Source organism: uncultured Plantibacter sp. (genome assembly GCF_963518075.1).
Lineage (GTDB): Bacteria > Actinomycetota > Actinomycetes > Actinomycetales > Microbacteriaceae > Plantibacter > Plantibacter flavus_A.
This window is the reverse complement of the sequence record NZ_CAUQHZ010000007.1, coordinates 1-13177: the sequence shown is the minus strand read 5'-3', so window position 1 is coordinate 13177 and position 13177 is coordinate 1. Positions and strand designations below refer to the sequence as shown.

Genomic DNA, 13177 nt, shown 5'->3' with positions numbered 1-13177 from the left:
GAGCCTCAGCTGTCGGAGCAGTTCCAGGCCATACGCTGGGATCCGGAGGCAAGGTGTCAGAACACAATCTCAACTGGAAGTACGCGGGCGACGTGGTCGTCGAGAGCGCGGCGATGCTCACGGCCCGCGCTCACGCGCACGAACTGGGTGTCGAACCGATCTCCCCGGCGATCGGCGCGCAGATCGCGGTGGTGGCCGCGGCCACCCGCGCGGAGTCCATCGTCGAGGTGGGGACCGGCACCGGCGTCTCCGGGCTCTGGCTGCTCCGAGGCGCCACGAGCGCGGTGCTGACGTCCATCGACACCGAGATCGTGCACCAGCAGCAGGCACGCGCGGCGTTCACGGAGGCCGGCATCACGACCAACCGCATCCGCCTCATCACCGGCAGCGCACTCGACGTCCTTCCGCGGATGAACGAGAACTCCTACGACCTCGTCCTCGTCGACGGCGACCCGGGATCGGTGATCGAGTACGTCGAGCACGGACTCCGTTTGGTGCGTCCCGGCGGCACCGTGCTCGTCCCGCATGCGCTCTGGCGAGGTCGCGTGGCCGATCCGGCTCAGCGGGACGAGACCACAGGACTGTTCCGCTCGCTCGTCCAGGAGATCTCCGCGTCCGACGCGGTCGTCAGCGCCCTGTCCCCCGCCGGCGACGGCCTCCTGCAGATCACCAAACCCAACCTCTGAGCGCTCCGCACGACGACGAACCGGCCGCCATCCTGACTCTGCGAGCAGTGATGACGGCCGGTTCTCAGCTCATGCGGCGTCGGTGACGGGGATCAGCCCGCGCTCACCACACCCGCGAGTGCATCATGCAGTTCTTGAGCCTCTGCGTCGTTGACCGACACGACGAGACGCCCTCCCCCTTCAAGAGGCACTCGCACGATGATGAGCCGACCCTCCTTCACGGCCTCCATTGGCCCGTCTCCGGTGCGTGGCTTCATTGCGGCCATGCGAGTCCCCTCTCGTTGTTCGACTGACCCCCATTATCTCGTATCACGGGGGCTCGTGATAATCCTGAGCGCGGCGAGGCGCAGGATGACGCCCGATCCGCGCTCAGGGAATGGTCCAATACGCGTTCGCGAGGCCGTACATGACGAAGATCCAACACCACTGCAGCGCCAGCGAGACGATGACGACGCCGCCGCGGTACCAGCGGTTCCGTGGGACGGCGACCGCACCGAGGAGCGGGAAGACCGGGACGAGCAGCCGGAAGACACTCGTCTGCGGGAAGAACACCGCGAAGAGGTAGAGGAGGTACGACCCCACCCACAACCGGAGGTCGGCTCCGAGCCGACGCACCGGCGGGAGGAACAGGAGCACGACGGAGCCGACGAAGACCGCTACGACGACGGCGATGCCCGGACCATCTCCGAACCAGAACTGGCCGCCCTGGATCCAGGCGGAGAACGGGACGAGGGGTTGCTCCCCGATGAAGGCGGCCCGCCACGCCAGCTCCGTCTCGAGGTAGGCCTCCGGCGTCCCGGTGACGAGGCCGGCGATGACCATCCACGCGAATCCGGCGACGGCGGCGAGTGCCCCGCCCGCGAGGATGAGGACGACCTCGCGGCGCCCCAGCGGGTCGCGGTGTCGCGTGACGATCCGCACGATGAGATGGAGGCCCAGCAGGAGCGAGAAGGCCAGGACTCCGGGGCGGGTGAACGCCATGACCGGGATGACCGTGAGGAGCCAGCCGTACCGGCGCGTCACGAGCAGGAGCAGCGCGAGCGTCAGCAGCAGCAGGAACATCGATTCGGCGTAGGCGACCTGGAACAGGGCGCTGAGCGGGGCGATGCAGAACAGCACGACGGCGAACATCGCCCGTTCATCGCCGAGGCGGATGCGCAGGAGCCGGTGGAACAGCAGGGCCGCCCCCAGGCCACAGCACAGCGAGACGATCACGGCCATGACCGGCCACGGCAGGAAGGTGACGACCGAGAGCGCCTTCACGACCCCCGGATAGACCGGCATGAACGCCCACGCGTTCTCCGCGACCCGGCCGGCGTCGTCGAGCGGCAGCTGGGTCGGGTAGCCGTACGTCGCGATCCACCAGTACCACTGTCCGTCCCAGCCGGCGGCGAGCGTCCCCAGCGAGGGGAACGCGCCGAACCGGGAGTCCGGCGCCTGCAGCAGACTCGCGACCGCGAACATCACGGTCGTCACCAGGCGCGACGACACGTACACGATGACGATCCGCCCCCACCAGGGCAGGCGGGCCCAGCGCCGGAGCACCGACGGCCGCTCCTCGACCTCGGTCGAGTGGGCCGCGTCAGCGACCATCGGGCCCGGTCAGCCAGGCACGGAGCCCGCGCTCGCAGTCCTCGATGTGCGCGAGCGGGACGCGTTCGTCGTCGGCATGGGCGAGGAGCGGGTCACCCGGTCCGTAGTTGACGGCGGGGACGCCGAGTGCGGAGAAGCGTGCGACGTCCGTCCAGCCGTACTTCGGGGCCGGTGTGCCGCCGACCGCGGCCAGGAAGTCCTGGGCGATCGGCGCGTCGAGCCCGGGACGAGCGCCCTCCGCGACGTCCGTCTGCACGACCTCGAAGCCGGAGAAGAGTTCCTCGAGGTGGGCGAGCGCCTCGGCACCCGTCCGGCTCGGAGCGAAGCGGTAGTTCACCTCGACGGTGACGAGGTCGGGGATCACGTTCCCGGCGACGCCGCCGGTGATCCCGACCGCGTTGACGCCCTCGCGATAGACGAGCCCGTCGACCTCGACCTCCCGTGGCGTGTACGAGGCGAGTGTCGCGAGGACCGGGGAGATCGCGTGGATGGCGTTGACGCCGACCCAGCTCCTGGCCGCGTGCGACCGCTTGCCGTGGGCACTCACGTGGACGCGGAGCGTTCCGTTGCAGCCGCCCTCGACGCCGGCGTTGCTCGGCTCGCCGAGGATCGCGAAGTCGCCGACGAACAGGTCGGGACGGTTCCGCGCGAGACGACCGAGGCCGTTGAGGTCGGATGCGACCTCCTCGTTGTCGTACCACATCCAGGTGATGTCGACGACGGGATCGGTGAGCTCAGCCGCGAGCTTCAGCTGGACCGCGACGCCGCCCTTCATGTCGACCGTCCCCCGACCCCAGAGCACCGCCTCGCCGTCGCGCTCCTCGAACCGGGTCGGGACGTTGCCGTTGATCGGGACGGTGTCGATGTGTCCGGCGATGATGACCCGCTGGGCACGTCCGAGCGAGGTGGAAGCGACGACCGTGTCGCCGTCGCGCACGATCGTCAGGTGCTCGAGCCCCTCGAGCGACGCCTCGATCGCGTCGGCGATGCGGGCCTCATCCCCCGAGACGGAGGCGATGTCGCACAGCTGCTGGGTGAGTTCCACCGAGGAGACGGACAGGTCGAGTACGGGGACTTCGGCTGGCATGGCACCAGTGTATTGGCCGTCGGCCTGAGTGTTGGCCGGTACCCTGGAGCCATGACCGCTGCGCCTGCCGAGACCCCCGTTCCGACTCACGCCTGGGGCTCCGGCCTCGCGACCATCGCCGCCGACGGCACCGTGCTCGACACCTGGTTCCCCGAGCCCTCGCTCGGACGGATCCCCGAGGGCCGCGACCGCTGGATCGCCCCCGCAGACCTCGAGGCCCTCGCGACCGACGACGAGCGCCGGGCCGTCCGCATCGACATCGTCACCGTCGAGATCGAGCTGCAGGCCGCTCCGCAGAGCACCCCGGACGCCTACCTGCGGCTGCACCTGCTCAGCCACCTGCTCGTCCAGCCGAACACGATCTCGCTCGACGGTGTCTTCGCGCACCTCCCGATCGTCGTCTGGACCAACGCCGGCCCCGTGCACCCCGCGGACTTCGACCGTCTCCGACCGTCGCTCCTCCGCGCCGGCATCCACGCGACCGGCATCGACAAGTTCCCGAGACTCCTCGACTACGTGACGCCCGACAAGGTCCGGATCGCCGACGCCTCACGCGTCCGGCTCGGCGCCCACCTGGCACCGGGAACCACCGTCATGCACGAGGGCTTCGTCAACTTCAACGCCGGGACCCTCGGCGCGTCGATGGTCGAAGGCCGCATCTCGCAGGGCGTCGTCGTCGGCGACGGCAGCGACATCGGCGGTGGTGCGTCGATCATGGGGACGCTCTCCGGCGGTGGTACGCAGCGGGTGGCGATCGGTCAGCGCGCCCTCCTCGGCGCCAACTCCGGCATCGGCATCTCGATCGGCGACGACTCCGTGGTCGAGGCCGGTCTCTACGTGACCGCGGGCACCAAGGTCGTCCTCGCGGGTGCTGCGGCCACGGCCGAGGGCGCGCCGCGCACGGTCAAGGCGGTCGAGCTGTCGGGTGTCCCCAACCTCCTGTTCCGTCGGAACTCGCTCACCGGTGCCGTCGAGGTGCTCCCCCGCTCGGGCTCGGGCGTCGAGCTGAACGCGGCACTGCACGCCTGACCCGGCGTCCCCGAACACAGAACGGCCCCGCATCCGAGGTGGATGCGGGGCCGCCCTTCGACAGGTTCAGGAACCACCGGGACTAGCGCGTCGGGAAGGGACGCTCGGGCGAACCCGTGTACAGCTGCTGCGGGCGCCCGATCTTGGTCTGCGGGTCGAGGTTCATCTCACGCCAGTGGGCGATCCATCCGGGCAGGCGTCCGATGGCGAAGAGCACCGTGAACATCCGCGTCGGGAAGCCCATCGCCTTGTAGATGACGCCGGTGTAGAAGTCGACGTTCGGGTAGAGCTTGCGCTCCTTGAAGTAGTCGTCCTCGAGGGCGATCTGCTCGAGCTCCTGAGCGAGGTCGAGCAGCGGGTCGTTGATACCGAGGGCACGGAGCACCTCGCCGGCGCTCTCCTTGACGAGCTTGGCGCGCGGGTCGTAGTTCTTGTAGACGCGGTGCCCGAAGCCCATGAGCTTCACGCCGTCTTCCTTGTTCTTCACGCGGTCGACGAAGCGCTGCACGCCCTCGCCGGACTCCTGGATCCGGCCGAGCATCTGCAGGACGGCCTCGTTCGCGCCACCGTGCAGCGGACCCGACAGGGCGTTGATGCCGGCGGACACCGAGGCGTAGAGGTTCGCTCCGGTCGAGCCGACGAGGCGGACCGTGGAGGTCGAGGCGTTCTGCTCGTGGTCCTCGTGCAGGATGAGCAGGAGGTCGAGCGCCTTCGACAGGACGGGATCGATCTCGTAGGGCTCGGCGAGGTTGCCGAAGTTCAGCTTGAGGAAGTTGTCGACGAAGCTCAGGGAGTTGTCGGGGTAGAGGAACGCCTGCCCGACCGACTTCTTGTGCGCGTAGGCGGCGATCACCGGGAGCTTCGCGAGCATGCGGACCGTCGTGAGCTCGACGTGGTCGGGATCGTGCGGGTTGGCGTCCGACTCGTAGTAGGTCGACATGGCCTGCAGGGCGCTCGACAGGACGGCCATCGGGTGGGCCGTGTGCGGGAGCGCGGAGAAGAACCGCTTGAGGTCCTCGTGGAGGAGCGTGTGGCGTCGGATCTTCTCGTCGAATCCGCCGAGTTCGTCGGCCGTCGGGAGCTCCCCGTGGATGAGCAGCCAGGCGACCTCGAGGAAGGTCGACTGCTTGGCGAGCTGCTCGATCGGGTAGCCGCGGTAGCGCAGGATGCCCTGGTCGCCGTCGATGTACGTGATCGCCGACTTGGTCGCCGCGGTGTTGACGAACCCGTAGTCGAGCGTGGTCAGGCCGGTCTGCCGCGTGAGCGAGGAGATGTCGATACTCGACGCGCCCTGGGCTGACTGGTGGATCGGGAATTCGGCCGTTCCGCCGGGGTAGTTCAGGGTGACCTGATGCGTCTCGGTGGAAGCCTGTTTCTCGACGTCGCCCACGGCGCCTCCTCATATCTTCGTGCGATAGGGACTCGACATCGCCCTCCGATACGACGGCGTGTCACATACAGCCTAATCGGCTTCGGACCCAACTGTTGTTTCCCACAGTGATCCGGCGACTTCCTTGGAGTTCACCCCGAAATCGGGCGGAGGCCCCGAAGTCTGGCCGCGGCGGCCGCGATGCGCTCGTCGGTGGCGGTCAGGGAGAGCCGCACGTGCTGCGGCCCGGCCTCGCCGTAGAACACCCCCGGGCCAGCGAGGACACCGATCGACGCCAGCCGGTCGATACTCACCCAGGCGTCCTGGCCCTCGGTGATCCACAGGTACAGTCCCGCCTCGCTGCGGTCGACCCGGAACCCGGCCTCGCGGACGGCCGGGAGCAGCACCTCACGTCGGGCGCGGTACCGAGCCTTCTGCTCCGCGACGTGGGCGTCGTCGCCGAGCGCCGCGACCATGGCGGCCTGCAGCGGGGCCGGCAGCATGAGACCCGCGTGCTTCCGGACGGTGACCAGCCGACGCACCAGGCGCTCGTCGCCCGCGAGGAACGCGGCACGGTAGCCGGCGAGGTTGGACTGCTTGCTCAGGGAGTAGATCGCGAGGACGCCCTCGGTGTCGCCGTCGGTCACGCGCGGATCGAGCACGGACGGGGTCGGCGTGTCGGACCACTCCCCCTCCCAGCCGAGTTCCGCGTAGCATTCGTCGCCCACGAGGACGGCGCCCAGTTCGCGGGCTCTGGCTCGGGCTGCCCGCAGCTCGTCGACCGACAGGACACGACCGTCGGGGTTGCCGGGGGAATTCAGCCAGACCAGCCGGGTGCTCTCCGGCCATTCGGCGGGGTCGTCGGACGCGAACGCCTCGGCTCCGGCGATCGCCGCGCCGACCGCGTAGCTCGGGTAGGCGGCCACGGGGTGGACCACGGTGTCGCCGTCGCCCAGGCCGAGGAGGAAGGCGAGCAGCGCGACGAGTTCCTTCGAGCCGATCGTCGGGAGGACGGTGTCGAGGGTGAGCCCCTCGACACCACGACGGCGCGCGAACCAGTCGACGATCGCCTGCCGGAGTTCGGGCGTGCCGACCGTGGTCGGGTACGCGTGCGCGTCCGTGGCCGCCCGGAGCGCATCCCGGATGAGGCCAGGAGTCGGATCCACCGGCGAACCGATCGAGAGGTCGACGATGCCGTCGGGGTGCCGACGGGCCTGCTCCGCATACGGGACCATGAGGTCCCAGGGGTAGTCGGGCAGCGGCTGCAGTGCCACGCGACTACTCGTGGGCTTGGGGCGGCAGCGCGGCGATGAGCGGGTGGTCCGAGGGGATCACGCCGACCTTCGCGGCTCCGCCCGGGGAACCGACCTCGTCGAAGAACTCGACATTGGCCTTGTAGTAGTCCGCCCACTCCTCGGGGAGGTCGTCCTCGTAGTAGATGGCCTCCACCGGGCAGACCGGCTCGCACGCACCGCAGTCGACGCATTCGTCGGGGTGGATGTAGAGCGACCGTTCACCCTCGTAGATGCAGTCGACGGGGCATTCGTCGATGCAGGCGCGGTCCTTGACATCGACGCACGGCAGGGCGATCACGTAGGTCACGGGCGGGTGGCTCCCTTCACGAGCACTGAGTTGTCCAGTCTACGCCTGCGGCGAGACGGGGAGCGGTTCGGGCGTCGGTCCCGCGGGACGGTCGTCGCGCCTGCGGGCGCGCTCCGGGAGCTTCGGCCACGCCACGACGAGGACGGCGATGAGGCCGGGGGCGATGGTCCAGACGAGGCCCGAGACGCTCTGCGGGATGAGGACGGAGCCACCGGTGCTCTCGAGCAGCAGGATCCCGATCATGAGGATGACCCCGAGCGCCGCTGCCGACGCTGCGAGCCGGTCTCCCAGGACGATCCGGAGTCCGATCAGGAGCATGGCCACACCGAGGATGCCGAGCACCAGCCCGACCGGGAGAGCGACACCGAGGACGGAGGGCGCCCAGGCGTGCGCGACCGTGCCGATGGCGCCGTACGCCAGACCGACGAGGAACGCGAGGACGATCCCGATCACCCGCGACGCCGTGGACGGCTCGTGCGGTGCGTCCGGCTGCGGCGGTGTCGGCGGGAACCAGCGGTCGTCGCCGACCGTGCGGCCGTCTGGGAGGCTGGGGTCGGGGGCCGGATCGGTCATCCGCCGATTGTATCTGGACACCCTCGGTGTCAGGCGCTATGGTCGACGTCGGATAAGGTTAGCCTTACCCAACCGCGTTCCGAAGTCGCAGCGCCCCGCCCGGACCACGGTCCCCGCCCGGCGCGCCCTCGGATGCAACCCCACCCCGCAGACGACGGCCTCCCCCGGGCGACCGCCTGCTCGACGCCCGAAAGTCCGGTCACGTGCTCGCGAACTACCTCATCGGCCTCCGCGAAGGCCTCGAAGCCGGCCTCATCGTCGGCATCCTCGTCGCCTACCTGAACAAGCTCGGCCGCCGGGACGTCCTCCCCCGGTTGTGGCTCGGCGTCGCCGTCGCGATCGTCGTCTCGCTCGGGGTCGGAGCGATCCTCACCTGGGGACCGTACGGGCTGAGCTTCCAGGCGCAGGAGATCCTCGGCGGCGGACTGTCCATCCTGGCCGTCGGGCTCGTCACCTGGATGATCTTCTGGATGGGGCGCAACGCCCGAGAGCTCAAGCACGACCTCGAGTCACGACTCGACGCCGCCGTCGCCGGGTCGGCGATCGGGATCATCGTGCTCGGTTTCATCAGCGTCGGCCGCGAGGGGATCGAGACCGCCCTCTTCATCTGGGCAAGCGTCAACTCCGGCGAGAACGCCGTCGTCGGCTCGATCGGCGCGCTCCTCGGCATCCTCACCTCCGTCGTCATCGCCTATCTCATCTACCGCGGATTCGTCCGCATCAACCTCGGGACCTTCTTCACGTGGACCGGCCTCTTCCTCGTCGTCGTGGCCGCCGGCGTCCTCGCCTACGGCGTCGGCGACCTCCAGGAGGCGGGCGTCATCCCCGGCTGGGGGCAGGCCGCGTTCAACCTGAGCGCCGTCGTCCCTCCGACGAGCTGGTACGGCACCGTCCTCGGCGGACTCTTCAACTTCACCCCCGCCCCGACGTGGGCACAGTTCGGTGCGTGGCTGCTGTACCTGATCGTCACGCTCGTCTGCTTCATCCGGGTCTCAGGACTCGGCCGTCGGCGCCCGACCTCGGTCACGAAACCGGTCACGACGAACGCCTGACCGGTCCCCGACCCACCACGAACCAAGCACCAGCACCTTCCGACAGGAGTCTCCATGCAGCACCGCATCATCGCCGGCCTCGCCGGCGCGGGCGTCCTCGCCCTCGCCCTCACGGGATGCGTCCCGAACAAGACGGGAAGCGACGCACTCACCGTCGCCATCACCGACGACTCGTGCTCGGTGTCCGTGGCGAAGGCGACGGCCGGTGCCGTGACCTTCTCGATCACCAACAACGGCACCGACGTCAACGAGTTCGAGATCCTCGCCTCGGACAAGCTGCGCATCGTCGGCGAGAAGGAGAACGTGACGCCGGGCCAGACGGTGTCCTACGTCGCACAGCTGAACCCCGGCACGTACTACACGGCCTGCAAGTTCCAGCTCGTCGGCGCACCGGTCGGCCTCGCCGAGTTCACCGTGACGGGCGAGAACGCCGCCGTCTCGAAGGACGAGCAGGCGCTCACCGACCAGGCCGTGACGAACTACGTCGCCTACATCAAGTCCCAGGTGGCCGAACTCGTGCCGCAGGTGAAGGCCTTCACCGACGCGTACGCCGCCGGCGACGACGAGACCGCCCGTCAGCTGTTCGCGACGACGCGCGTCTCGTACGAACGCATCGAGCCGACGGCCGAGGCCTTCGGCGACCTCGACCCGAAGATCGACTACCGCGAGGTCGACGCCGTGGCTGAAGGACTCGACTGGACCGGCTTCCACCGGATCGAGAAGGACCTCTGGCCACCGGCAGCCGACGCACTGAACTCCGACGGCACGAGCGCGCTGCTGGACTGGACGCCGTCGACGCCGGAGCAGCGTCAGCAGTTCGCCACCGGTCTCGTCGACGACGTGCAGCAGTTGTTCGACCTCGTCTCCGAGAAGGACTTCACCGTGAGCCTCGGCGACATCTCGAACGGCGCCATCGGTCTCCTCGACGAGGTCGCCGTCGGCAAGATCTCCGGCGAGGAGGACTGGTGGTCCCACACCGACCTCTACGACTTCGCGGCCAACGTGCAGGGAGCCGAGGTCGCGTTCGGCAACGTCAAGGACATCGCCGCGAGCAAGGGCGACGCGGGCACGAAGCTCGTCGGCCAGATCGAGACCGAGTTCACGGCACTGCAGGACCTGCTCGCGAAGTACGGCAGCCTCGACAACGGTTTCGTGAGCTACGACACCGTCACCGAGGAGCAGCGCAAGGAGCTCTCCGACCAGGTGAACGCCCTCTCCGAGCCGCTGTCGCAGCTCACCCACACGGTGCTCGGCGTCGCCGAGTAACACCGACCGGATCCACCGCCGCCTCCGCGGCGCGCCGGGCCGGAACCGCTCAGAGCATTCTGGGGGTTCCGGCCCTGCGGCCTTCCAGCCATCCCTGAATAGCATGAGGTCCGATGACCGAGCACACTCCCCCCACGCCCCCTGCACCCGAGGCAGGATCGGCGCCCACCGAACCTGGACCCGGCGCCGCGTCCGCACCGCCGAGCGACACCCCACGGCGCGGGCTGTCGCGACGGGCGCTGTTCGGCCTCGCCGGAGCAGGCGCCGCGGGGCTGGCGGCCGGAGCCGGGGCGACCGCGGCCATCACCGCAGCCGTGAGCGCCTCGGCGAGTGCCTCGGGCGTCACGACGGTCTACCCCTTCAGCGGGGCGCACCAGAGCGGGATCACCACGCCGGCGCAGGACCGCCTGCACTTCGCCGCGTACGACGTGTCGGCGGGGACCACCAGGGAGGAGCTCGTCGAGCTGCTCCAGGACTGGAGTGTCGCCGCGGCACGCATGACGCAGGGCCAGGAGGTCGCCGACGGTGGCGCCGTGGACGGCTCCCCGCTCGCTCCCCCGGTCGACACCGGCGAGGCGCTCGGACTGCCCGCCAGCGGGCTCACGATCACCTTCGGGTTCGGACCCACACTCTTCACCGCCGAGGACGGCACGGACCGGTTCGGCATCGCCGACCGGCGCCCTGCCGAGTTGGAGAAGCTCCCCCGCTTCACGGGCGACAACCTGCAGGCGGGCCTCACCGGCGGCGACCTCTGCATCCAGGCCTGCGCCGACGACCCACAGGTCGCCGTGCACGCGATCCGCAATCTGAGCCGCATCGCGTTCGGACGTGCCTCCATCCGCTGGTCGCAGCTCGGTTTCGGTCGCACCTCGTCGACCTCTACGAGTCAGGTCACCCCGCGCAACCTGTTCGGCTTCAAAGACGGCACTGCGAACGTCAAGTCCGAGGAGACGAAGACGGTCGAAGAGCAGGTGTGGGTCCAGGACGGGGACAGCGCCGCCTGGCTGAGCGGTGGTTCCTACCTCGTGGTCCGCAAGATCCGCATGATCATCGAGACCTGGGACCGCGCGCAGCTCCAGGAGCAGGAGCGGGTCATCGGTCGGAGCAAGGGCGAGGGCGCACCGCTGTCGGGCGGCAAGGAGTTCTCCGAGCCCGACTTCGAAGCGGTCGGGGCTACGGATCAGCCGCTCATCGACAAGCACTCGCACGTGCGCCTGGCGCACCCGACCCAGCTCAAGGGCACGAAGCTCCTGCGACGCGGATACAACTTCGTCGACGGCAACGACGACCTCGGGCGGTTGAACGCCGGACTGTTCTTCATGTCGTACCAGCGATCGCCGAAGCAGTTCATCGACGTGCAGCGCGCGCTGGCCACCGATGCGCTCAACGAGTACATCAAGCACGTCGGGTCGGCGATCTTCGCGGTGCCGCCGGGCGCGAACCAGGACGGCTGGGTCGGCGAGACGCTCTTCGCGTAGGACCTGCCCGGTCGCTGAGCCTGGTCTCTGAGCTTGTCGAAGTGCGCCCTTCGACAAGCTCAGGGACCGGAAGGGCGCTCAGGGACCGGAAGGGCGGCTACTTGACCGTCACCGTGTAGAGGATGCTGTCCGCCGAGGCGACGAGCTTCACGTCGTAGGCCGTCGTCGACAGCGTCACGATCGAACCGTCGCCGTTCGCGATCTCCCCGTCGACCGTGAAGCCCACCGCGACGAGCGCATCCTTGGCTGCGGTGGCCGCATCGGTCGCCTGCACCGTGACGACGAAGGTGTCCTTGCCGTCGACCGTCCCACGTCCGCCGTTGACCGTGCCGTCGACCACCGGGACCGCGTCGACGGGGTAGCCGTCCGGCAGCCCCTCGTCGAGGTTCACGTCGAAGTCGCCACCGGTGGCGTCGCGGATACCCTGCTCGACGGAGTCCTTGACGGTCGACTCGATGACGCTGCACCCGGCGAGCGTCGGAGCGAGGACGAGGGCGGCCAGCAGGGCGAGGGAGGCGGGTCGGCGCATGCGATCAGCTTAACGACCGGATGCCCGGTCTTCCTGAGAGGACCGGGCATCGGGTTGGAGCGGCTACTGCCTACTCGGACTGCTTCTTGAGACGCGAGTAGCTGCGCTGACGGGCCTGAGCGTCGAGCTCGACCTTGCGGATGCGCACGTGCTCGGGCGTGACCTCGACGCACTCGTCCTCGCGGGCGAACTCGAGGCTCTCCTCGAGCGTGAGGACACGCGGCGGCGTCATCGACTCGAAGTTGTCGGCCGAAGACTGACGCATGTTGGTCAGCTTCTTCTCCTTGGTGATGTTGACGTCCATGTCGTCGTTGCGCGAGTTCTCGCCGATGACCATGCCTTCGTAGACCTCTTCGGTCGGCTGCACGAAGAACGACATGCGCTCCTGCAGCGCGATGATCGCGAAGGGGGTGACGACGCCGGAGCGGTCGGCGACGATCGAGCCGTTGTTGCGCGTCGTGATCGCGCCGGCCCACTCGCCGTAGCCGTGCGCGAGCGCGTTGGCGATGCCGGTACCGCGCGTGGCGGTGAGGAACTCGGAGCGGAAGCCGATGAGGCCGCGCGACGGGACGATGAACTCCATGCGGACCCAGCCGGTGCCGTGGTTCGACATGTTCTCCATGCGACCCTTGCGAGCGGCGAGGAGCTGGGTGATCGCGCCGAGGTGCTCCTCGGGAGCGTCGATGGTCAGGTGCTCGTACGGCTCGTGGACCTTGCCGTCGATACGCTTCGTGACCACCTGCGGCTTGCCGACGGTGAGCTCGTAGCCTTCGCGACGCATCTGCTCGACGAGGATGGCGAGCGCGAGCTCTCCACGGCCCTGGACCTCCCACGCGTCGGGTCGACCGATGTCGAGGACCTTGAGTGAGACGTTACCGATGAGCTCGCGGTCGAGACGGTCCTTGACCATGCG

The 13177-nt window shown here is 69.0% G+C and carries 13 protein-coding genes and 1 pseudogene; 5 read left to right on the top strand and 9 right to left on the bottom strand.

Annotated features, from left to right (window positions below; translation table 11 throughout):
• Nucleotides 1-53 precede the first annotated feature (53 nt).
• Nucleotides 54-686, top strand: a complete 633-nt coding sequence (locus RWN05_RS09930) for an O-methyltransferase (RefSeq protein WP_064296167.1) — start codon at nt 54-56, stop codon at nt 684-686.
• 92 nt (nt 687-778) lie between these two features.
• Here RWN05_RS09930 and RWN05_RS09925 read toward each other — a convergent pair whose 3' ends face one another.
• From RWN05_RS09925 to dapE, 3 genes are all read right to left on the bottom strand, one after another.
• A complete protein-coding gene (locus RWN05_RS09925) occupies nt 779-952 on the bottom strand; it encodes a DUF3117 domain-containing protein (RefSeq protein ID WP_079002123.1) in 174 nt (57 codons plus the stop codon).
• A gap of 103 nt (nt 953-1055) precedes the next feature.
• Nucleotides 1056-2279, bottom strand: a complete 1224-nt coding sequence (locus RWN05_RS09920; protein WP_079002120.1) for a hypothetical protein — start codon at nt 2277-2279, stop codon at nt 1056-1058.
• A complete protein-coding gene (gene dapE, locus RWN05_RS09915; RefSeq protein WP_314139406.1) occupies nt 2269-3366 on the bottom strand; it encodes a succinyl-diaminopimelate desuccinylase in 1098 nt (365 codons plus the stop codon). The genes RWN05_RS09920 and dapE overlap by 11 nt, the downstream gene beginning before the upstream one ends.
• A gap of 51 nt (nt 3367-3417) precedes the next feature.
• On the opposite strand from dapE, the gene dapD reads away from it, so the two are divergent.
• Complete coding sequence (gene dapD / locus RWN05_RS09910; protein WP_071261031.1) at nt 3418-4395, top strand: 2,3,4,5-tetrahydropyridine-2,6-dicarboxylate N-succinyltransferase; 978 nt, start codon at nt 3418-3420, stop codon at nt 4393-4395.
• Nucleotides 4396-4477: 82 nt separating this feature from the next.
• On the opposite strand, the gene RWN05_RS09905 is transcribed toward dapD, so the two are convergent.
• The 4 genes from RWN05_RS09905 to RWN05_RS09890 all read right to left on the bottom strand — a co-directional run bounded on the left by RWN05_RS09905 (nt 4478) and on the right by RWN05_RS09890 (nt 7939).
• Nucleotides 4478-5737: a citrate synthase gene (locus RWN05_RS09905; protein ID WP_064296340.1), complete on the bottom strand. Its 1260-nt coding sequence runs from the start codon at nt 5735-5737 to the stop codon at nt 4478-4480.
• A gap of 179 nt (nt 5738-5916) precedes the next feature.
• On the bottom strand, nt 5917-7038 hold the full coding sequence (dapC, locus tag RWN05_RS09900; protein WP_314139405.1) for a succinyldiaminopimelate transaminase: 1122 nt from the start codon (nt 7036-7038) through the stop codon (nt 5917-5919).
• Between the two features lie 4 nt (nt 7039-7042).
• Entirely contained in the window at nt 7043-7366 is a 324-nt protein-coding gene (gene fdxA, locus RWN05_RS09895; RefSeq protein WP_056007281.1) for a ferredoxin, read from the bottom strand.
• A 39-nt stretch (nt 7367-7405) separates the two neighbouring features.
• Complete coding sequence (locus tag RWN05_RS09890; protein WP_079002113.1) at nt 7406-7939, bottom strand: hypothetical protein; 534 nt, start codon at nt 7937-7939, stop codon at nt 7406-7408.
• A 203-nt stretch (nt 7940-8142) separates the two neighbouring features.
• On the opposite strand from RWN05_RS09890, the gene efeU reads away from it, so the two are divergent.
• The 3 genes from efeU (at nt 8143) to efeB (ending at nt 11735) form a co-directional block, all read left to right on the top strand.
• Complete coding sequence (efeU, locus tag RWN05_RS09885; protein WP_064296408.1) at nt 8143-8991, top strand: iron uptake transporter permease EfeU; 849 nt, start codon at nt 8143-8145, stop codon at nt 8989-8991.
• A 54-nt stretch (nt 8992-9045) separates the two neighbouring features.
• A complete protein-coding gene (efeO, locus tag RWN05_RS09880; RefSeq protein WP_079002109.1) occupies nt 9046-10257 on the top strand; it encodes an iron uptake system protein EfeO in 1212 nt (403 codons plus the stop codon).
• A 113-nt stretch (nt 10258-10370) separates the two neighbouring features.
• Entirely contained in the window at nt 10371-11735 is a 1365-nt protein-coding gene (efeB, locus tag RWN05_RS09875; protein WP_079002107.1) for an iron uptake transporter deferrochelatase/peroxidase subunit, read from the top strand.
• Nucleotides 11736-11832: 97 nt separating this feature from the next.
• Here efeB and RWN05_RS09870 read toward each other — a convergent pair whose 3' ends face one another.
• Together RWN05_RS09870 and RWN05_RS09865 are read right to left on the bottom strand one after the other, a co-directional pair.
• Nucleotides 11833-12264: a hypothetical protein gene (locus RWN05_RS09870; RefSeq protein ID WP_079002104.1), complete on the bottom strand. Its 432-nt coding sequence runs from the start codon at nt 12262-12264 to the stop codon at nt 11833-11835.
• 70 nt (nt 12265-12334) lie between these two features.
• Nucleotides 12335-13177, bottom strand: a pseudogene (locus RWN05_RS09865) (translational GTPase TypA); the annotation flags it as partial.